Origin of the sequence: Prauserella isguenensis (genome assembly GCF_014191605.1) — a bacterium.
In the GTDB taxonomy this organism is placed as follows: Bacteria; Actinomycetota; Actinomycetes; order Mycobacteriales; family Pseudonocardiaceae; genus Prauserella; species Prauserella isguenensis.
The window spans coordinates 897,710-916,626 of record NZ_JACHWU010000001.1 but is presented as its reverse complement, the minus strand read 5'-3'; the positions used below and the strand labels follow the sequence as shown (position 1 = coordinate 916,626).

22 protein-coding genes are annotated in these 18,917 nt (G+C 70.1%); 9 read left to right on the top strand and 13 right to left on the bottom strand.

Annotated elements, in window-relative coordinates:
* Positions 1–125: 125 nt before the first annotated feature.
* Together nagA and FHS23_RS04235 are read left to right on the top strand one after the other, a co-directional pair.
* A complete protein-coding gene (nagA, locus tag FHS23_RS04240) occupies positions 126–1,295 on the top strand; it encodes an N-acetylglucosamine-6-phosphate deacetylase (protein ID WP_183648044.1) in 1,170 nt (389 codons plus the stop codon).
* A 65-nt stretch (positions 1,296–1,360) separates the two neighbouring features.
* Positions 1,361–1,762 (top strand): hypothetical protein, encoded by a 402-nt coding sequence (locus FHS23_RS04235; protein ID WP_183648041.1) that lies wholly within the window; start codon positions 1,361–1,363, stop codon positions 1,760–1,762.
* 42 nt (positions 1,763–1,804) lie between these two features.
* On the opposite strand, the gene FHS23_RS04230 is transcribed toward FHS23_RS04235, so the two are convergent.
* On the bottom strand, positions 1,805–3,211 hold the full coding sequence (locus FHS23_RS04230) for an FAD-binding oxidoreductase (protein ID WP_183648038.1): 1,407 nt from the start codon (positions 3,209–3,211) through the stop codon (positions 1,805–1,807).
* Between the two features lie 222 nt (positions 3,212–3,433).
* Between FHS23_RS04230 and FHS23_RS04225 the strand changes: the two genes are divergently transcribed.
* From FHS23_RS04225 to FHS23_RS04215, 3 genes are all read left to right on the top strand, one after another.
* Positions 3,434–3,934: a MarR family winged helix-turn-helix transcriptional regulator gene (locus FHS23_RS04225; protein ID WP_183648035.1), complete on the top strand. Its 501-nt coding sequence runs from the start codon at positions 3,434–3,436 to the stop codon at positions 3,932–3,934.
* A gap of 127 nt (positions 3,935–4,061) precedes the next feature.
* Positions 4,062–4,883, top strand: coding sequence for a YceI family protein (locus tag FHS23_RS04220; protein WP_183648032.1), 822 nt, complete (start codon positions 4,062–4,064; stop codon positions 4,881–4,883).
* 87 nt (positions 4,884–4,970) lie between these two features.
* Positions 4,971–5,642, top strand: a complete 672-nt coding sequence (locus FHS23_RS04215; protein ID WP_425501075.1) for a DedA family protein — start codon at positions 4,971–4,973, stop codon at positions 5,640–5,642.
* 29 nt (positions 5,643–5,671) lie between these two features.
* Here FHS23_RS04215 and FHS23_RS04210 read toward each other — a convergent pair whose 3' ends face one another.
* The gene (locus tag FHS23_RS04210; protein ID WP_221219158.1) at positions 5,672–7,246 is read right to left on the bottom strand and encodes an ABC-F family ATP-binding cassette domain-containing protein; all 1,575 of its coding nucleotides are present in this window, start codon (positions 7,244–7,246) and stop codon (positions 5,672–5,674) included.
* A 451-nt stretch (positions 7,247–7,697) separates the two neighbouring features.
* The gene (locus tag FHS23_RS04205; RefSeq protein ID WP_183648025.1) at positions 7,698–8,333 is read right to left on the bottom strand and encodes a nucleoside/nucleotide kinase family protein; all 636 of its coding nucleotides are present in this window, start codon (positions 8,331–8,333) and stop codon (positions 7,698–7,700) included.
* Positions 8,334–8,507: 174 nt separating this feature from the next.
* Between FHS23_RS04205 and FHS23_RS04200 the strand changes: the two genes are divergently transcribed.
* The gene (locus FHS23_RS04200; RefSeq protein ID WP_183648022.1) at positions 8,508–9,542 is read left to right on the top strand and encodes a substrate-binding domain-containing protein; all 1,035 of its coding nucleotides are present in this window, start codon (positions 8,508–8,510) and stop codon (positions 9,540–9,542) included.
* A gap of 68 nt (positions 9,543–9,610) precedes the next feature.
* Here the strand turns inward: FHS23_RS04200 and FHS23_RS04195 are convergent, their stop codons facing one another.
* The 6 genes from FHS23_RS04195 to FHS23_RS04175 all read right to left on the bottom strand — a co-directional run bounded on the left by FHS23_RS04195 (position 9,611) and on the right by FHS23_RS04175 (position 12,947).
* Positions 9,611–10,282, bottom strand: coding sequence for a TrmH family RNA methyltransferase (locus FHS23_RS04195; protein ID WP_183648019.1), 672 nt, complete (start codon positions 10,280–10,282; stop codon positions 9,611–9,613).
* Positions 10,283–10,342: 60 nt separating this feature from the next.
* The gene (locus FHS23_RS04190) at positions 10,343–10,738 is read right to left on the bottom strand and encodes a DUF2784 domain-containing protein (protein WP_183648016.1); all 396 of its coding nucleotides are present in this window, start codon (positions 10,736–10,738) and stop codon (positions 10,343–10,345) included.
* A gap of 225 nt (positions 10,739–10,963) precedes the next feature.
* On the bottom strand, positions 10,964–11,653 hold the full coding sequence (locus FHS23_RS04185; protein ID WP_221218947.1) for an FAD-dependent oxidoreductase: 690 nt from the start codon (positions 11,651–11,653) through the stop codon (positions 10,964–10,966).
* Positions 11,650–12,345, bottom strand: coding sequence for a hypothetical protein (locus FHS23_RS22900; RefSeq protein ID WP_221218946.1), 696 nt, complete (start codon positions 12,343–12,345; stop codon positions 11,650–11,652). Before FHS23_RS22900 ends, FHS23_RS04185 begins: the two co-directional genes overlap by 4 nt.
* 15 nt (positions 12,346–12,360) lie before the next feature.
* Entirely contained in the window at positions 12,361–12,660 is a 300-nt protein-coding gene (locus tag FHS23_RS04180) for a HigA family addiction module antitoxin (RefSeq protein WP_246381313.1), read from the bottom strand.
* An 8-nt stretch (positions 12,661–12,668) separates the two neighbouring features.
* Positions 12,669–12,947, bottom strand: a complete 279-nt coding sequence (locus tag FHS23_RS04175; RefSeq protein ID WP_183648013.1) for a type II toxin-antitoxin system RelE/ParE family toxin — start codon at positions 12,945–12,947, stop codon at positions 12,669–12,671.
* A gap of 130 nt (positions 12,948–13,077) precedes the next feature.
* Between FHS23_RS04175 and FHS23_RS04170 the strand changes: the two genes are divergently transcribed.
* On the top strand, positions 13,078–14,115 hold the full coding sequence (locus tag FHS23_RS04170) for a site-specific integrase (RefSeq protein WP_183648011.1): 1,038 nt from the start codon (positions 13,078–13,080) through the stop codon (positions 14,113–14,115).
* On the opposite strand, the gene FHS23_RS04165 is transcribed toward FHS23_RS04170, so the two are convergent.
* A complete protein-coding gene (locus FHS23_RS04165) occupies positions 14,078–14,650 on the bottom strand; it encodes a GNAT family N-acetyltransferase (protein WP_183648008.1) in 573 nt (190 codons plus the stop codon). The two genes, FHS23_RS04170 and FHS23_RS04165, sit on opposite strands and share 38 nt — an antisense overlap.
* A gap of 36 nt (positions 14,651–14,686) precedes the next feature.
* Here FHS23_RS04165 and FHS23_RS04160 point away from each other — a divergent pair, with 36 nt between their 5' ends.
* Positions 14,687–15,343: a TetR/AcrR family transcriptional regulator C-terminal domain-containing protein gene (locus FHS23_RS04160; protein WP_183648005.1), complete on the top strand. Its 657-nt coding sequence runs from the start codon at positions 14,687–14,689 to the stop codon at positions 15,341–15,343.
* A 239-nt stretch (positions 15,344–15,582) separates the two neighbouring features.
* Positions 15,583–16,569 (top strand): Abi family protein, encoded by a 987-nt coding sequence (locus tag FHS23_RS04155; protein WP_183648002.1) that lies wholly within the window; start codon positions 15,583–15,585, stop codon positions 16,567–16,569.
* Positions 16,570–16,704: 135 nt separating this feature from the next.
* Here FHS23_RS04155 and pyrE read toward each other — a convergent pair whose 3' ends face one another.
* The 3 genes from pyrE to FHS23_RS04140 form a co-directional block, all read right to left on the bottom strand.
* Complete coding sequence (pyrE, locus tag FHS23_RS04150) at positions 16,705–17,274, bottom strand: orotate phosphoribosyltransferase (RefSeq protein WP_183647999.1); 570 nt, start codon at positions 17,272–17,274, stop codon at positions 16,705–16,707.
* A 99-nt stretch (positions 17,275–17,373) separates the two neighbouring features.
* Positions 17,374–18,138, bottom strand: coding sequence for an SDR family NAD(P)-dependent oxidoreductase (locus tag FHS23_RS04145; protein WP_183647996.1), 765 nt, complete (start codon positions 18,136–18,138; stop codon positions 17,374–17,376).
* On the bottom strand, positions 18,138–18,893 hold the full coding sequence (locus tag FHS23_RS04140; protein ID WP_183647993.1) for a type III secretion system chaperone family protein: 756 nt from the start codon (positions 18,891–18,893) through the stop codon (positions 18,138–18,140). Before FHS23_RS04140 ends, FHS23_RS04145 begins: the two co-directional genes overlap by 1 nt.
* Positions 18,894–18,917: the final 24 nt, after the last annotated feature.

The following is an 18,917-nucleotide window of genomic DNA, read 5'->3' as shown; positions in this document are numbered from 1 at the left end:
CACCCGCATTTCCCCACCACGGGCGAATCCGGTTCGGATCCGGCGCGCCCGGGAAGTCCCACTCACGAACACGTCACGTGTCCGCGATATGGCCGCGCGCTGGTCTGGACCAATAGGATGGCTTCGTGAGCACTCCCGACGACCGCACGTCCGTACCTGCGGACCTCGTCCTCACCGGAGGCCGGTTCGCCCTGCCCGAGTGCGTGACCGACGACGGCTGGGTCGCAATCACGGGGGAACGCATCACCGCGTCCGGTAGTGGGCCCGCCCCCGCGGCTCGCGAGCGCGTCGACGTCGGCGGCGGACTCGTCGTCCCGGGCTTCGTCGACACGCACTGTCACGGCGGCGCGGGTGCGTCGTTCTCGACGACCGATCCCGCCGCCGCGGCCCGCGCGGTCGCGGCCCATCTGCGACACGGCACGACGACGATGCTCGCGAGCCTGGTCAGCCAACCGGTCCCGACGCTGACCGGCCAGATCGCCGCGCTCGCCGAACTGGTCACCGACGGCCTGCTGGCGGGTGTGCACCTCGAAGGCCCGTTCCTCGCCGAGGCGCGGTGCGGCGCACACGACCCGGCGGTCCTGCGAGAACCCGACGGCGACGCCGTGTCCGCGCTGCTCGACGCGGGTCCGGTCCGCATGGTCACGCTCGCCCCCGAGCTGTCCGGCGGCATCGACGCGGTGCGGAGGATCGCCGACCGAGGCGTGCTCGCGGCGCTCGGCCACACCGACGCCCGCTCCGAACGGCTGCGTGAGGCCGTCGACGCGGGCGCCACCGTCGCGACGCACCTGTTCAACGCGATGCGCCCGCTGCACCACCGCGAACCCGGCGCCGTGGGAGTACTGCTCGACGACGACCGCGTCACCGTCGAGCTGATCTGTGACCTCGTCCACGTGCACCCGGACGTCGTGCGGCTCGCCACCCGCCACGCGGGGCCGGGCCGGACCACGCTGGTCACCGACGCGATGTCCGCCACCGGCGCCCCCGACGGCGATTACACGCTCGGCGCACTCGACGTCGAGGTGCGCGACGGCGTCGCCCGGATTCCCGGGTCCGGAGCGCTGGCGGGCAGCACGCTGACAATGGACGCGGCCTTCCGCAACGTCGTCACCGCGGTCGGCATGAGCGTCGCCGACGCGGTCCACGCCACGGCCACGCGGCCCGCCCGGCTGCTCGGACTCGATGACGAGGTCGGCAGCCTCGCGGCAGGGCTGCGCGCCGACCTCGTCGTCCTGGACGACGACTGTCGAACACAGCGTGTGATGCATGTGGGACAGTGGGTCACGATGGAGTGACTCGCGTGCAGCCCGTTCGAGCACCGGCTGACCGGCTACGCCCGACGGCATTACGCTGGGCATCGATGAGCGACGATCCCGAGCGCCTGCTGGCCGAGGCGTTGCGGGCACAGGCTCGCAACGCGCCTCCCGCTGAGCAGCCGGAGCCGCGGCACGCCGCCCCGGTCGCCGAGTCGGCCGGGCCGGCACCCGTCGTCGAGACGCCCGGCGGCTACGGGCTGTTGTCCGGCGCAGGTGAAGGTTCCCTCGAACGCGAACGTGCCGCACTCGACGCCCAGACCGCACCGTCGGCGCCGCACGCCGAAGCCGCGTCGGCGACGTCACCTGCCGTCCCGCGGACGTCCGGCGGCCGTCACCACCGCGCCGACGCCGGTGGCATGCAGGTCACGCTGCCGTGGATCGTGCTGCTGGCCGCGATCCTCGGTCTCGCCTGCGGCTGCGTCATCGGCCTGCTCACCATCGCCTGACACCGAGCGTCCCGCCCGCGCCGCCACGCGCCGCCGAGCCGATCACCGATCGAACATCGAGCCGGGGTTGAACACTCCGTCCGGGTCGAGGCTGCGGCGGATGTCGCGGTGGACGCGGAGGCCGACGGGGCCGAGTTCGCGGGCGAGCAGGTCCTGTTTGAACTTGCCGATGCCGTGTTCTCCGCTGACGGTGCCACCGAGGGACAGACCGAGGTCGCAGATCGCGTCGAACGCCTGCCGGGCGCGGGCGAACTCGTCGTCGCCGTCGTAGATGACGGTGGGGTGCATGTTGCCGTCGCCCGCATGCCCGTTGACGACGATGCGCAGGCCGACGTCCTCGGAGATGTGGGCGCACCCGTCGATGAGCTCGGCGATGCGGGTGCGCGGGACGCACACGTCGTCGATCATGTGCTGGGCACCCATGCTTTCGATCGCCTGGTGCACCGAACGCCTGGCCTGCATGAGCAGGCCGCCCTCGGCGGGGTCGGTGGTCGAGTGCACCAGTGCGGCGCCGGATTCGGAGCAGACGCGTTCCAGCGCGGCGAGTTCGCGGGACGCCGCCTCGCCGCCGGCGTCGGACTGACACAACAGGAGCGTGCCGCCGCCGTCGCCGCTGCCGAGATCCGTGCCGAGGTGGCGTTCCACGGCGCGCACGGTCGTGGCGTCCATGATTTCCATCAGCGACGGCACGAGCCCCTCGGCGACGATCCTGGTGACGGCCGCGCCCGCGTCGGCGGTGTCGGGGAACGAGGCGACCAGGGTGCCCGGCGCCTGGGGCAGCGGACGCAACGCCAGCGTGGCGCGAGTGATGACGCCGAGAGTGCCCTCGCTGCCGACGAACAGTTTGGTCAGGTCGTAGCCCGCGACGCCCTTGACGGTCCGCCTTCCGGTTCGCAGCAGCGATCCGTCGGCGAGCACCACGTCGAGGCCCAGCACCGAGTCGGTCGTGACGCCGTACTTCACGCAGCAGAGCCCGCCCGCGTTCGTGGCCAGGTTGCCGCCGAGGGTGCAGAAGTCGTAGCTGGCGGGGTCGGGTGGGTAGAACAGGTCGCGGGCGGAGACGGCCTCGCGCAGGTCGGCGTTGATGACGCCGGGTTCGACGACCGCGACACGGTTGGCTGCGTCGACCTCGACGATCCGGTTCATCCGGGTGAGCACCAGTACGACGCAGCCGTCGACCGCGTTGGCACCGCCGCACAGGCCGCTGCCCGCTCCGCGCGGGACCACCGGCACGCCCGCGTCCGCGCACGCCCGCACGACGGTCTGCACCTCCTCGGTCGAGGACGGCAGCACGACCGCCAGCGGCGTTCCCGACGGTGCCAGTGGCAGACGGTCGCGCGAGTAGTTCGCCATGACGTCGGGGTCGGTGAGGACCGCGGAGGTACCGAGCCGTGCGGTGAGCAGATCCGCGAGGCCGGCTGCGGTGCCGGCCGGGGAGGTACTGGCCATGGTTCGCACCGTAATCCGCCGTCGTCCGGACCGGTGGGGACGTGCGGTCCTTCACAACGGCCGGTGTCCGCGAGAGCGTGTTGCACGGCTCCGGCTGAGCTAGGATAGTTGCAAACGTCAAATAATTGACGGGCGCTCAACGGGTTCCCCGACCCCTGGTCGGCACCGGTGCGGCGGCCGACGCGACGTGGCAGCACGAACACCGCGGCGAAAGACCACCTCATGACAGTTCCATCCCAGGACGACCTCGACGTCGCGGATGCGCTCGGCGGCCAGCTGGTGCGGTTCTACCGGGCGATGGCGAAGACGAAGTCCTACCTGTCCAAGATCGGTCCGGACGGCATCGAACGCGCCGCGTACGCGATCCTGTTCTATCTCGTCAACAACGGCCCACAGCGCACGTCGGCCCTCGCGGACGCCCTGCATTCGGACATCTCCACGGTGAGCAGGCAGAGCAGCACGCTCGTGCAGCACGGGCTCGTGGAACGTACCGCCGACCCCGAGGACGGCCGGGCGACCCTGCTCGCACCCACCGGCGAAGGGCTGCGCGTGTTCGAGGAGAACCGCAAGCTGCGCGCCCGATGGATCGCCTCGATGTTGCAGGAGTGGCCGCGCGAGGATCGGGTCGCCGTCGCCTCCCTGCTCGACCGGCTCAACGCCGAGATCGAGCAGTTCCAGGAGGGCCTGGTCGACCACTCGGTGGCCGGCGACCCCGACACATGAAGATCGCCGCTAGCATCACACGAACGGGCGGAAGCTCATCACCCAACGGAGTCGACGGCGACGTGCGCTCCCCGGTGGTCGGCAGCGACGGGCCCCGCCCGACACGACCGAAGGGAACCACGCTCTGATGCCCGGACTGTCCGCGACCATCCGCACGACCGACGGCTGGGGAATCGAGCACGCCGTCCTCACCGTCACCGACCTCAGCGGACGGCAGGCCGCGCACTCCGCCGCCGACGCCCAGGGCACGGTGGGCACCGACCTGCTTCAGCCCGGCGTCTACACCGCGGTCGTCACCGCCGCCGGCTACCTGCCCGTGGCGCGCACGGCCCAGATCGGCAGCACCGGCGGCGCGGAACTCGGCGAGCTCGTCCTCGAACCGGAAGAGGGCGCCGTCGAACTGCCGCCCACCGGGCCGTGGCTGATCGATCCGATGCACTCGTCCGTGCAGTTCGCCGCGCGGCACCTGGGCATCTCCAGCATCAGGGGACGATTCGGGGAGGTGCAGGGCCGGGTGGACGTCGCCAGGCCCGCCGAACGGTCGGTCGTGCGCGCCCAGATCACCGCCGACAGCATCGACACCGGCATCAAGATGCGCGACGACCACCTGCGTTCGGCCGAGTTCCTCGACGTCGCGGACTTCCCGACCATCGACTTCGTCAGCACCGGCCTTACCCAACGCGGTTCGGCCGAGTGGACGATGGAGGGCGAGCTGACCCTGCACGGCGAACGCAAGCCGGTGACGCTCGAGATGACCTACGGCGGCTACGGGCCGGACCCGTGGGGCGGCACGCGCGCCGCGTTCCACGCCGAGACGCAGCTGCGCCGCGACGACTTCGCGATCAACTACAACGCGATGGTGCGCGCCGGCGTCGCGGCCGTCGGCACCACGGTGAAGGTGGAGATCGACTTGCAGCTCGTCCAGGGAGAACAGCTTCCCGAGATGTGACGCTTCGCGTCGGTGACATCCCCCGCAAACCATTGATTTCGGTACTTGCGGGTGACGCGCCACTGCGGCCACGTACGCTGGGTCGCTGTGAGTGGTGCGTACGCGATGGGTGCCGGATTCGGCCTGGACTGGCTCGCGACAGTCGGGCCGCTGTTGCTCTGGGTCGTCGTGCTCGGCTTCGTGTTCATCGAGTGCGCGCTGATTCTCGGCCTGTTCCTGCCCGGTGACTCGCTGCTGTTCATCGCGGGCCTCATCATGGCGCAGGACAACGCGAGCGACGTCGAGGTGTGGGCGATGGCGCTGGCGGGACTCCTGGCCGCGATCGTGGGCAACAGGGTCGGCTACTTCGTCGGCGACCGCACCGGAACCCGGTTCGTGGCGGGCCGGGACGGCAAGGTCCTGAACCAGCGCAACCTCGATCGGGCGCACGCGTTCCTCGACCGCTGGGGTTTCCTGGCGATCGTCGCGGCGCGGTGGATCCCGTACGTGCGGACGGTGGCCCCCATGCTGGCCGGTGCCGCACGCATGGAGATGCGGCGGTTCATGGTCTCCACCACGGTCGGCGCGATCATCTGGGTGCCGACGCTGGTGCTCATCGGCTTCTACGGCGCCGGGCTGATCTCCCACATGCCGTGGCTGACCGAGAGCCTGATCTGGGTCAGCGTCGCCTTCTGCGTCATCAGCACGGCCTACGGCCTGATCCGCTACCGCAAGGAGACGCGCAAACCCGCGACAGCCGACGTCGAGAACCCCGCCTGACCGGAGGCACCCAGCCGCCGCAGTTCCGCCTACTGCTCGCGCACTGCTCCGCCACGTAATTCGAGCCTGCGAGTCGGCCGGAGGGACGACAGGAATCGCTCGTCGTGGCTGACGACCACGAGCGCTCCCTCGTACGACCGCAGTGCGCTCACGAGCCGGCCGACGCTGACGAGGTCGAGGTTGTTGGTCGGCTCGTCGAGCAGCAGCAACTGCGGCGCGGGCTCGGCGAACAGCGTGCACACCAAGGTCGCCCGCAACAGCTCGCCGCCCGACAGTGACCGCACCGCTCGCGTCGCACCGTCGCCCCGGAACAGGAACCGCGCGAGCAGGTTCATCCGATCGACCGGCGACATCGACGGCGCGGCCACGGCCAGGTTCTCGGCCACCGATCGGTCGACGTCGAGCACGTCGAGTCGCTGCGTCAGCTGCGCCACCCGTCCGTCGACTCTTCGCACCTCACCGGCGTCCGGTTCGAGGTCACCACCGATCACCCGGAGCAGTGTCGACTTCCCGGAGCCGTTCGGCCCCGTCAGCGCGATCCGCTCGGGCCCACGGATCGACAGGTCCAGCCCGGGGGCGAACAGGTCGCGCACCCGGATGCGCTCGCCGTGGAAGACCGTCCGCCCGGCGGGCACGCGGGTCTGCGGCAGGTCGACGACGATCGCGTCGTCGTCGCGCAGGGAACGTTCCGCGTCGTCGAGCCGCGCACGGGCCCGGCCGAGGCGGGCCCCGTGCACGTCGTCGGACTTCGCCGCCGAGACCTGCGCCTTGCGTTGCAGTTCCCCTGCGACGATCTTCGGCAGCCCCGCTTCAGCAGCCTTGCGAGACCCGGTGCTCGCTCGGCGGTCGGCGCGCTCGCGGGCCTGCTGCATCTCCCGCTTCTCGCGTTTGACCTGTTGTTTCGCGGTGCGGATCCGCTGCTCGGCCGCCTGCCGTTCGGTCTCGACCGCGTCCTCGTAGGCGGTGAACCCGCCGCCGAAGAAGCGAATCTCGCCATGGTCGAGTTCGGCGATCCGGTCCATCCGGTCGAGCAGTGTCCGGTCGTGGCTGACCACGAGCAGACAGCCCGGCCAGTCGTCGAGCACGCCGTACAGCGTGTGCCGAGCGTCGGCGTCGAGGTTGTTGGTGGGTTCGTCGAGCAGCAGCACGTCGGGGTCGGCGAGCAGCTGCGCGGCGAGACCGAGTTGCACGATCTGCCCGCCCGACAGGGTGTGCAGCGGCCGCGTCAGTTCGACGCCGGGAAGGCCGATCCGGTCGAGCTGCGCCCGGCAGCGCCGTTCGACGTCCCAGTCGTTGCCGATGGTGGTGAAGTGCCGCTCGTCGACGTCACCGGCCTCGACGGCGGCGATCGCGGCGAGCACCGGCGCGACACCCAGCACGTCGGCGACCGTCAGCTCGCTGCGGTACGGCAGCGTCTGCGGCAGGTGACCGAGCACGCCGTCGACGGTGACCGTGCCGGAGCGAGGCCGTTGCAGCCCGGCCACGAGCGCGAGCAGCGTGCTCTTGCCCGCTCCGTTCGGGGCGACGAGACCGGTGCGCCCGGGGCCGACGGTCAGTGACAGGTCGTTGAACACCGGGGTCTCGTCCGGCCATGCGAACGACAGATGGGAGCAGACGACGGACGGGGGCGAACCCTGCGCCGATTCTCCGGTGACGGGAGAGCCGGGAACGGAGGAAGCGTGAGACACGGTTGAACACCTCGGGAGTCTGGTGACGAGGACACGGGCGGCCACCGGAGGCGGTGGCGGCTCCGCGGATCAGCCGAGTGGGCACGCTCGAGCACGGGGCCGAGCGACGAAGCGATCAGACGCGGAGCGGCTCAGTCGTCACCAAGCACGTTGTGGACTCCCAAGAACGGCAGCAGGCCGCTGTCCATGCTACTCGGACAGCGGCCGTACGGCGACGCATTTCTTCGTACGCAAGCTGCGATCCACGTGTGGACAAGCCTGTGGATAACTCACACTTGTCCCCAGTCCTGTGGACAACTCGACGGGCGACCCGGCCGATATCGGGCCGGAGTCCGCCCCCGTCGACTCGAGACAAGAGAACCGCAGGTCACACTGCGAAGGTCGGCAGCTCCATGTCTTTGACGACGAGATCCGCGCGAGCGGCGCTCGGCGCGACGAGGTCGGCGTTGCGCTGATCCGATCCCCACGCGCGCTGCTGCGCCTCGACGAGCGACCGGCCGTACTTGCGATGACGCGAGACGAGCCGTTCCAGGCGCACGTCCTCGGCCGGCTCCAGGAACCACGCCTCGTCGAGCAGCTGCCGCAGTCGCGCCCACGGCTCGGTGTCGAGCAGCAGGTAGTTGCCTTCGGTGATCACGAGCGGCACGTCCTCGGGTACGGCTACCGCACCGGCGATCGGCTCCTCGATCTCCCTGCGGAACTCCGGGGAGTACACGCGCTCGTCGCCCGCGGCCAGCCTGCGTACCAGGTGCACGTACCCGGCGCCGTCGAACGTGTCCGGCGCACCCTTGCGGTCGGCGTTACCCAGCCGCGCGAGCTCCACCTGCGCGAGGTGGAAGCCGTCCATGCCGACCACCTTCGCGCGGTTGCCGAGCGCTCCTGCCAGGCGCCACGCCAACGTCGTCTTACCGGAAGCCGGGCATCCCGCGATGCCCAGCACACGCCTGCCGCCGGATGCGGCGAGCGCCTCGGCGCGCGCCAGCAGATCATCAAACGTCGTCATCTCGCTCCCATCATGACCCGTGCACCGCGCCGCCGGCTCGGCGACCCCGGCATCGGCCGTGGCCCACGTCCACCGCCACCGGGTGTCGATCAGGATCGACGGTAGGCAGCGGTAAGGTGCCGCGCAATCACTACGCAAACGCTTGCCGCCATCGAGAAGGAGCCCGTCGTCCCCGTGCCGAAGAGACCGAGCCGGCCGACCCAACGCGACATCGCCGAACTGGCCGGAGTGTCGATCACCACCGTGTCACACGTCGTGAACGGCACAAGAGCCGTGGCTCCCGCAACTCACGAGGCGGTCATGGCCGCGGTCGAGCGGACCGGCTACACGGGTGACGTCATCGCCCGGTCGCTGGTCACCGGCGGCACGCAGACGATCGGACTGGCGGTCTCCCTGAGCGGCAGCCCGCACATCGGCACGCTCGTACAGGCCGTCGAGCGAGAAGCCGCGTCCGCCGGCTACACGGTGCTGCTGTCGGACACCCACGACGACGCCGACACCGAACGGTCCGTCGTGCGTGCGCTGCGGGCCCACCGCATCGAGGGCGTCGTGCTCGTGTCCGCACCGGACGACCGCGACATCGTCGACGAACTACTCGCCGCGGACGTACCGACGGTGCTGCTCGACCGGCTGACGACACGCAGCGACATCGACCAGGTCGGGCCCGAGAACATTCAGGCCATGTCGGCCCTCACCGAGCACGTCGCCGCGCGGGCGCACCGGCGGATCGGCCTCGTCAGCGGGCCGGAAGGGCAGGTCACGAGCGACGAACGCGTGCTCGGCTACCGGCTCGGACTCGGGCGTGCCCGCGTGTCGTGGAGCCCGGAACTGGTCGCCACCGGCGAGCGCAGCCGTGACGGCGGGGCCGCGGCACTGTCGTCGCTGCTGGAACTGCCGGAGCCCCCGACAGCAGTACTGGCCGCCGATGACGCGATGGCCGCGGGCGTGGTCGTGGAGGCCCGGCGGCGAGGCCTGCGGATCGGCACCGACCTCGCTCTGGCCTGCTTCGACGAGCCCGAGTGGGCCGACCTCGTGGATCCTCCGTTGACGACGATCACCCAGTCGGTCGCCGACATGGGCCGCGAGGCGATGCGCCTGCTGCTCGCGAGGCTGAAGGACCCCGAACGCGACCCGGAGACGGTGCGGCTCCCACCGGCATGGCGCCACCGGACGTCGTGTGGCTGTCCTCCCGAGAACCCGACCCGCTGACGGCCCGTGAACGCGCGACCCCGCCGCGCGTGTCCTGGACTCGCCGCGCGTGTCCTGTACTCGGGCCGTCAGCCCCAGGCGTCGGCGACGTCGGCGTGCTGGCGAACCCACGTGTGCATGACGATGCCCGCCGCGACGCCGGCGTTGATGGAGCGGGTCGTGCCGAACTGCGCGATCGACACGACGAGCGACGCCGCGTCCTGGGCCGCCTTCGACAGTCCGGGACCTTCCTGGCCGAACAGCAGCACGCACTCGCGCGGCACGTCCGCCGTCTCGAGCGGCTGAGCACCCGGCGTGTTGTCGACCGCCACGATCGGCAGTGCCCGCGCGGCGGCGAACTCGACGAGCCCGTCGACGGTCGGATGGTGGTGCAGGTGCTGGTACCGGTCGGTCACCATCGCGCCGCGGCGGTTCCAGCGGCGTTTACCGACGATGTGCACGGCCGCGGCGGCGAACGCGTTGGCCGTCCGCACCACGGTGCCGATGTTGTGGTCGTGCTGCCAGTTCTCGATCGCCACGTGGAACGGGTGCCGCCGCGTGTCCATGTCCCCGACGATCGCCTCGCGCCGCCAGTACCGGTAGGCGTCGACGACGTTGCGCCGGTCGCCCTCGGCGAGCAGTTCCGGGTCGTAGCGCTCGTCGTTGGGCCACGGGCCCTCCCACGGGCCCACCCCCACCTCGGGATTCGCGCCCCACTCGGTCGGCCCGGCCTCGCCGGTGCCCGGATCGTCAGCCGTCACCCGGTCATTGTCCCGGGTCGGCGAAGACGCGTCGGAACGCCGCCCGCCGAGCCGCCGCGGTCAACCCAGCCGCAGGGAGTGGCCGTGGCCGGAACGCGGATCGCCGGCGCGCTGGCGCCACAGCACGTACACGCCCACGTACGACACCGCGACCAGTAACAACGCCCCGACGGCCACGAACGGCAGCATCGAATGCGGCATCAGCGTGCCGTAGATGTAGTACTCGTTGAACCCGCCGGGCAATGGCCCGATTCCCCGCTGCTCACGCAGGAAGTCCTCGACGACGGTGAGCGGACACGCGAGCGGGAACACGTTCACCGCGACACCCCACGCCGCGAACAACACGTGGACGTACAGCGATCGCGGCCATATCCACGCCAGAAAACCGCCGAGGCCGATGTAGGCGAGCGCGACGAAATGCGCGACGGTGACCAGAACCGTCAACAGCCACAACATCGAACCCCACCTGCCCCCGGCGACCGGCGACGAACCCCCTGCGAATCCAACCCCTGCCGTCGTCAACATAGCGCGCACGGGGGAGATTCCGCGTCCGGAAAAACCCTGAAAAGAGCGGTTCAACGGTGGCCGTTACGGTTCCGATATCCAATTCGCTTCCCGGGCGACCCGGTGCGCGTCCCGGTGGGTGCGGCCGGCCGGGCTCGCGGACCCGGCCGGCGCGCCCTACGAGTTCCGCACCCGGTCGTGCAAGGCCGTCACGACGTACCGCGCCGAGTCGATCGCACCGGCTTGCCACGCGATGAAGTGGCTGAGCCAGTCGCCCGCGAAGTAGACGTTGCCCGCGGGCTTGTTCAGCAGGTCGTACTCGCCCGAATCACGCGAGGGCCAGTGCATCCAGCCGCCCTCGATGTGCGGTGTGCGCTCCCACGACACGGAGAACGACGCCCGCATGCCCTGCCGGTACTTCTCGCCGTGGATCTTCGCTCCCTGCGCCAGCGCGCGACGTTCGCGTCCGGCTGGGGTCAGGCGGCTGTAGGCCTCGGAGTACGGACCCTCGGTGTAGTAGCCGACGATCACGCCCCGGTCGTCGTGGAAGCCGTGAGACGGATACCAGATGTTGAGCACGTCCAGGTCGGTCATGGTGATGCCGCCGTAGATCCGCTCGTCGAGCTCCCACCACCGGCGGTCGTACTCGAGGCCGAGCTTGCCCGCGGAGAACGCCTCGGGCAGCCGCAGGGCCGACGTCACGCGGGAATCGAGGTTCGTCGGGATCTTCGCCATGACGTTCGGCGGCAGCGTCGCCACGCAGAAGTCCCCGCTGATCCGGGTGTCCTTGCCGCCCGGGCCGCGGTAGACGACCTCGACGCCCCCGTCGGTGTTGCGGAGTTCGGAGACCGGAGCGCCCGTGATCACCTCCGCACCGGTGCGTTGCGCCGCCTTGTGCAGGGCGTACCGATCGGGGTCTCCGCGAGAATGTCGCCCACGCCAAGTGGCGCCTCGGGGCGAGGCGGGAGAGCGGCGATCGAATGCGGCATCTGGTTCTCGTTGTACATGGCGGCTATCCGGACCGCCGTCACCGCTGGTGTTCGATGCTTTGCGTGGTTTGTGTGGAGGACGAGGCGAGCCAATCGGTGGTTCTCGGCGTCCTGCCGGTTGAACGGCTGCAGATTCTTGATCCGGATGACGAGTTCGCTTCCGGGCTGAAGCGACGCCGGACCGTTCTTCACGCGCTTCTTCGCCCACGATTCGAAGTCCTTGATAGTGAGCGATGCTGGGATGTCCACCAGGCGTGCGGCCGTCTCCTCCAGAGGCCCGTCTCGGAACTCGACCTCGGCGAACAACGCGTGCTCAAGTGCTCCCCGCAGTGCGACCAATACGTCGGCGACGAGCAAGGGGACCTTTCGCGGTATAGGGACCACGTGCTTCACCACGGTCCGCGTGTTTGAAAAGTCGCGCTGCTCCCCGAGCTCGAAGATCCCGTCGGGCCGAGTCTGATAGGCGAACAGCAGATCAGAGACCTGCCCGACTAGTTCGTCCGCGTGCGCCAGGGTCGCAGCAGCTCCCAGCTGACGATCGGGCAGCCAGTGGAGATCCGAGTCCTTCACGAGGAGTGGCCTCAGCTATGCCGATATTGGGTGGATGTGCTCGAGCTTGTCGCCGAGCGCGTCACGCGCGGTCTCGCGGTCGTAGAGCTCCTGCAGCCCGGTCCAGAACCCCTCGCTCATGTTGAAGAATCGCGCTAGGCGTAGTCCGGTGTCGGCGGTGATGGCGCGACGTCCGGCGATGATCTGCGACAGGCGTGTCTGGTCGACTCCGATCGCCTTCGCGAGCCGGTACGGGGTGATATCCATCGGGTCGAGGAACTCTTCCTTGAGGATCTCGCCGGGGTGCACCGGCGGCATGGTTGGCGTGCTGGTCATGTCTCTCCCTAGTGGTAGTCGACGATCTCGACGTTCTCGGGGCCGCTGTCGGTCCAGGTGAAGCAGATGCGCCACTGGTCGTTGATGCGGATGCTGTGTTGTCCGGCGCGGTCGCCGCGTAGTTGTTCGAGTCGGTTGCCGGGCGGGACGCGAAGGTCGTCGAGCTGTCCTGCCTTGTCGAGCATCGCGAGCTTCGTCCAGGCGCGGCGTCGAACGTCGGGTGGAAGTCGGGTGTCGCGGCGCCGCCAGATCTTCTCGGTGTTCTTGTTCGCGAACGATCGGATCATGACGCCATGCTGTTGTACTTCACAAGTACTAACGTACTCCACTACTAACGCGACACGCAAGTATTAATCACACTGGCATCGTATAGCGATAATGCACGTTATCGCGCATATGTTCAGGTACTCTGGAAGCATGGACATCGAGCTGTACGCACCGCCGGCCGAGCCGCCCCGCGTGCCGGCCGCCCTCGTGTCCACCGCGCTCGACGACGCCCGGCAGCCGGCCCCGGCGCTTGTCCACCGCACCGTCGCCCGATCGGTGGCCCGCGGCTCCGAGAAGACCGCCAGGCTCAGGCTCGAGCGCCTGGCCCGCGTCGTCATGGCGACCGACTCACGGATCGCCGACCCGGCGCAGGTCTGGGCCGCGGACTGGTCGGCGATGCCCGTCGAGGCGTTCGAGGCGATCGACGCCGGTATCGCGCGGACGTGGGAGAGCTCTGCGGCCACGCGGAATGCGATGCGCGACTCCGTGCGCGCCGTCGTGCGCGAGTCTGTCAAGGCCGGGATCCTCACCCACGACCAGGCGACGCCGATGCTCTCCGCGATGGTGCCCGAGAAGGCCCCGCGGGACGAGGAGAAGCAGTCCCGCGGCCACCTCCCGGTCCCGCGGATCAAGGACGCCTTCCACGAGCTCGCCCACGATCGCTCGCTCACCGCCCGCCGGGACACCGCGCTCGTCGCACTCCTGCTCGGTGCAGGGCTGAGGCGCGCCGAGGCCGTGACCATCGACCTGGCCGACCTCGACGACCACCACGAGTTCGTCACCGTCCACGGCAAGGGCGGGGCGGTCCGCGACGTTCCGCTCGCCGCGGCCGTTCGCCGGGCGCTGCGCGCCTGGCTCGCAGTCCGCGGCGAGGGTCCCGGCCCGCTGCTGACGCCTGTCACGCGGACCAAGCCGCGACGGCCGATCTTCGACCGGCGGCTGTCGACGGGCACGGTCGCCCAGGTCGTCGCCCGTCGCTTCGGCGAGGACGTCGCCCCGCACGACCTCCGACGGACCTTCACGGGCAATCTGCTCGAGTCGGGCGCTGACCTGTCGAGCGCGAGCAAGATCCTCGGGCACGTGAACCCGGCGACGACGGCCGGCTACGACCGGCGCGGGCGCGCGACGCGCCTGGCCGACGTCGAGAGGGTCACCCTGCCGGTGGAGGACGTAACCGACGACGGCTGACAGCGGTCAGATGGCGCACGAGGTGCAGGAGCTCGACGCTCTCGCCGGAGGGAGCGGTGCCGACCTCCCGCCCGACCGTCTCGAAGCCCGCCGCGGCGAGCGCCCGCTGCGAGGCGATGTTCTCCGGGGCCGTCCTCGCCGTGAGCGCGGCGAGGACGCTGCCTCGCGCGAGGTCCGCTGCCAGGCTCAGTGCCGCGCCGGTCAGACCGGAGCCCCGGTGCCGCGGGTGGAGCCAGAAGCCGACCTCGGCACTGTCCTCGCTCACGTCGAAGAGGACGAGGCTGCCGGCGAAGGAGTCCGTTGCCGCGTCGGCGATCGCGAGGACGGCGAGGTCGCCGCGCTCGAGGCCGGGAGCCGCGTCGCGGTCGATCATCGCTCTCACCGATTCAGGCGTGTACTCCGGCTCGGGGAGGTGCCCGTGCTCGCGGACCGCCGGATCGGCGGTGCCCTCGGCGAAGGCCGCGGCGTCGTCGTGGCGGAGCGGGCGCAGCCGCGCCCGGTCGTCGTGCAGTGGGAGGAGCGAGGAATCGAGCATGCCACTAACCTAACAGCGTAAGGGTAGATTGCCTGCATGAGCTACTGGGACCACCGCAGACCGGTGAGACGGGCACGATCCGTCGACGAGGAATCCATCGCCCGCGACTGCGTCGACCTCCTCGACGAGGGCGGGCTGCAGGCCCTGACGATCAGGGCCGCGGCCAGGCGGCTCGGCATCGCAGCGCCGAGCCTCTACACCCGCGTCGACTCCGTCTCCGACCTTGCCGACCTGGCGCTGGACGCCGCGCTCGGCGACGACGCCGACATGGCCCGAGCTGTCGCGGAAGAGGAGGTCGAGGGGCTCCTCGTCGCCTACTACCGCCATCTCGTGCTGCATCCCTGGGCCTGCCAGGTGATCGCGATGCGGCCTCCGCGCGGGCCGCACTGCCTGAGGCTCTCCGAGCGCCTCGTGGCGCTCCTCGTCGAAGGTGGGGCATCGGACCCGTTGGAGACGGCGTACGCGCTGACCAATCTCGTCATCGGCTCGGCTGTCACCTCGGCCGCGGTCGCGAGCGAATCCGCGTCGCCTGTCGACCCCGCCGTCGCCCCGACCTACGCGCGGCTGCACGCGAGGTCGCGCAGCGCGGACCCCGAGCAGACGCTGGTCGCCGGGATCGCCGCGCTCAGGAACCGCAGCCCAGGTGGTGAAGCCCGCCGCGCGAAGCGTCTGGCCGATAACGACGACGGCTGACACGTTCCACGACGCCGCGCACGCCCGCGCCGTCCTCGAGCCGGACCACGATGCCGGACACGCGGGTGTATTTGGCCAGCGAGGCCACCGACGGGCTGGTGCTCACCCCAGCGGCAGCCCGCGCCTGCCACGTTATCGCGTCAAGCGTTCTCCGCGCCGACGTATGCTAGCCTTGATTCATCATGATCAGCCCGTGGCCGTAAGGCGCGGGCTGATTTTCTGTTTGGGGGCGCTTCCTGGTGGAGTACACGAAGCCGTGGCTCTCTCTCGAGCAGCAAGTAGACCGCTTGGCGAGCCGTGGGATCGACGTCGGCGATCGCGAGCACGCGATCGCGATCCTGCGCGCAGTCGGCTACTACCGCCTCACCGGCTACCTCTACCCGTTCCGGAGGTCCGAGCAGTACATCGACGATGCAGGGCGCTCTCAGACTCGAGTATTGAGCGACTACACCCCGGGCACGGGCCTGCACCACGCCAAGGCGGTCATCGACTTTGACCGCCGGCTGCGGTTACTCGTCATGGACGGGGTCGAGCGCATCGAGATCGCGGTGCGGACGCAGATCGGGTACGTGCTTGGCCGGACCTCGGCCTTCGCCCATGAAGACCCTGCGTGCTTCACGCCCGCATTCACAGCTGCAGGCACAGACCCCGCAACCGGAGAACCGGAACCCAGTCAGCATGCGAACTTGCTGGGGCGAATCAACGCGCGACGTGCCAAATCCTACGAGCAGTTCATCGCTCACTTCCGGGAGAAGTACGACGACCACATGCCGATCTGGGCCCTCACCGAGGTGATGGAGCTGGGCCACCTATCCCGCCTCTATAGAGGACTGCACCAGCCGGCCGAAGAGATCGCCTGGGCTTTCGAAGTCCCGACGAAGACGGTCATGAGCAGCTGGCTCGCCAGCTTGAACTACGTACGAAACGTGGCAGCGCACCACGCTCGCCTGTTCAATCGGAAGCTCCAGTACTCCCCGGCACGCCCCAAGTCAGGACAGGTTCCGCTTCTGGACCATCTCCGCGGGGAGGGGACCTCCAAGGGTGTGTTCGGCACATACAACGCGCTCGCGGTGATCGCCTATCTCCTCCTGGCCATCGACAACAGCAAGCAGTGGCATCAACGAGTGGTCGCGTTGTTGCAGTCCTTCCCGGCCTCGCACGCGCTGTCCCTCGACTCGATGGGAGTGCCACGAGGATGGGCAGAACTCGAGCTGTGGCACCCGTGATAGCGGTCGCCTACCTGCCGGGTTAGCTGGTGAAGGTGAGCGAGCCGGCGTCGTCGCTGATCGTTCGTGATGGCGTCCATCCCACCGACGGGCTGCAGCAACGTCTCCGCGTGGGTGTAGGCACGTGGGGTGAGCTCAGGTGCCGGACAGGCCGAGGTCGTCGAGGTCGAGGAGGTAGCGGTACTCGAGCCCCGCCTCCTCGATGGCCTCGCGCGCGCCGGTGCCGCGGTCGACGACGGTCGCGACGCCGACAACGGTCGCACCCGCCTCGTTCAGCGCCTCGACCGCGGTCAGGACGCTGCCGCCCGTCGTCGACGTGTCCTCGACGGCCAGCACGCGCTGCCCTGCGACCTCCATGCCCTCGATCCGGCGTTGCATGCCGTGTTCCTTGAGGTTCTTCCGCACGACGAACGCGTCGAGCACCATGCCGTCGGACGCCGCCGAGTGCAGCATCGACGTCGCGACCGGATCCGCGCCGAGGGTCAGCCCACCGACCGCGACGTAGTTCCAGTCGGCCGTCAACTGCCGCAACAGCGTTCCCATGAGCGGCGCCGCCGCGTGGTGGAGAGTGGCCCGGCGCAGGTCGACGTAGTAGTCGGCCTCCTTGCCGGACGCGAGGGTCACCGTGCCGTGCACCACGCACAGCTCGGTGACGAGCCTGGCCAGTTCGCTCTTCGCCGCTTGATCCAACGAGGGTGTCGCCACGGCTGGCAGTCTGGCACGCGCGCGTCACGACCGCGGCCGCGGCCCGTGGCACACGTGACCCGCGCCGCCCGCCCCGGAAGCCCTCCGGACTCCCGGTCGTCAGGTGCGGTCGCGGCCCGCGAACAGCCCGCCGAGACGACGGATCAGCCCGCGCGGCAACAGTTTCCCGACGGCGACCGCGAACTTGTACTGCGCGCCCGGGACCGACACGGCCTTGCCCCGGCGCAGGTCCGACAGTGCTTCGCGGACCACGACGTCGGCCTGAAGCCAGATGCCCTTGGGACCGGACTTCTCGAGCCCGGCACGGTCGTGGAACTCGGTGTGGGTGAATCCCGGGCACAGCGCCATGACCCGCACGCCCGAACCGCGCAGTGCGGAAGCGAGGCCGTCGGAGAACGACGTCACCCACGCCTTGCTGGCCGTGTACGTCGACCCGCGGCCGGAGAAAAAGCCCGCGACGCTGGAGACGTTGATGACGTCGCCACCACCCGCCTCGCGCATCGCGGGAACGGCCGCGCGCGTCAGCTGCAGCACCGCCGTGACGTTGACGTCCAGCTGGTGCTGCAACTCCTCGGGCGAGACCGTCCAGAACTCGCCCCCCAGGCCGAGCCCGGCGTTGTTGACGAGCAGGTCGACGCCGCGGGCCACCCGCTGTTCGACGGCCGCGCGCCCTTCGGCGGTGGCCAGGTCGGCGGGAAGCACGTCGACGGACACGCCGTAGCTCTCGGCGAGCGCGTCCGCCCGAGTGCGCAGCCGCGTCTCGTCCCTGGCGACGAGCACGAGATCGTACCGCTGGCCGGCGAGCTCCCGCGCGAACGCGGCACCGATGCCGGACGTGGCGCCGGTGATGACGGCGGTCGGCATCAGCGGTTGACGCCTTCGCCGGGCGAGTTCACGCCGGGCTCGTCGACCTCGTTGTCCGACGGATCGGAGGGCGGCTCGACGACCGGGGCCTGCGGCGGCACGTAGCGCTCGTCCATGGCCTCTTCGGACGGGTCGATGATGTCGGCGATCTCGCCGAGGTCGCGGAGCAGACGTTCCAGCCGCGACGGGCCGACGTTGGGCGCGAGGCTCGCCAGCACCCACTCCTGCTCGATCCACGCGACGCCGACGTCACCGCCGAGCGCGTCCGCGGCCTCGACCAGTTCCTGCGTGACGAGGCCGCGGCCCGCGGCCACCTCGTCGGCGAACGCGTATCGCTGGCCGACCGGCCCGAGCAGTTCCGGCATCTCCGTGCGCTGGAACGGCACGCTCGCGAGCCACAGCTCCAACAGCGCGGGCTGCACGCGGTTGCAGCGCACGGCCACGATCACCGAGGGGATGACGCCGTCGGCGACGATGTCGAACACGAACACCGGACGTCTGCCGTCGGAGGTGAACGTCGAGCCCGCAACCACATTGACCGCCGCCTCGGCGCCGAAGTAGCCGATCGCGCCGCCCGACCATTCGCGCGGCAGTTCCTCATCCTCGTCGACGTACTGCCAGCCGCGCAGCTCCGCCCAGCGCGCGCGTTCCCGGTTGCGGGAGCTTTCGCGCGCGCGGTCGGTCATCAGCAGAGCGAGACCCGCCACGGCGGCGACGGCCGCGACGACGAACCAGATCCACGCCGGAATACCCACGCGCGCAGCGTATCCCGCCCGGCC

What these genes read in the sequence shown, in the direction of transcription:
- FHS23_RS04235 (WP_183648041.1), top strand. Translation starts at nt 1,361, where the DNA reads ATGAGCGACGATCCCGAGCGCCTGCTGGCCGAGGCGTTGCGGGCACAG.
- FHS23_RS04225 (WP_183648035.1), top strand. Translation starts at nt 3,434, where the DNA reads ATGACAGTTCCATCCCAGGACGACCTCGACGTCGCGGATGCGCTCGGC.
- FHS23_RS04205 (WP_183648025.1), bottom strand. Translation starts at nt 8,333, where the DNA reads ATGACGACGTTTGATGATCTGCTGGCGCGCGCCGAGGCGCTCGCCGCA.
- FHS23_RS04190 (WP_183648016.1), bottom strand. Translation starts at nt 10,738, where the DNA reads ATGTTGTGGCTGTTGACGGTTCTGGTCACCGTCGCGCATTTCGTCGCG.
- FHS23_RS04170 (WP_183648011.1), top strand. Translation starts at nt 13,078, where the DNA reads ATGGACATCGAGCTGTACGCACCGCCGGCCGAGCCGCCCCGCGTGCCG.
- FHS23_RS04220 (WP_183648032.1), top strand. Translation starts at nt 4,062, where the DNA reads ATGCCCGGACTGTCCGCGACCATCCGCACGACCGACGGCTGGGGAATC.
- FHS23_RS04175 (WP_183648013.1), bottom strand. Translation starts at nt 12,947, where the DNA reads ATGATCCGATCGTTCGCGAACAAGAACACCGAGAAGATCTGGCGGCGC.
- FHS23_RS04230 (WP_183648038.1), bottom strand. Translation starts at nt 3,211, where the DNA reads ATGGCCAGTACCTCCCCGGCCGGCACCGCAGCCGGCCTCGCGGATCTG.
- FHS23_RS04180 (WP_246381313.1), bottom strand. Translation starts at nt 12,660, where the DNA reads ATGACCAGCACGCCAACCATGCCGCCGGTGCACCCCGGCGAGATCCTC.
- FHS23_RS04160 (WP_183648005.1), top strand. Translation starts at nt 14,687, where the DNA reads ATGAGCTACTGGGACCACCGCAGACCGGTGAGACGGGCACGATCCGTC.
- FHS23_RS04145 (WP_183647996.1), bottom strand. Translation starts at nt 18,138, where the DNA reads ATGCCGACCGCCGTCATCACCGGCGCCACGTCCGGCATCGGTGCCGCG.
- FHS23_RS04165 (WP_183648008.1), bottom strand. Translation starts at nt 14,650, where the DNA reads ATGCTCGATTCCTCGCTCCTCCCACTGCACGACGACCGGGCGCGGCTG.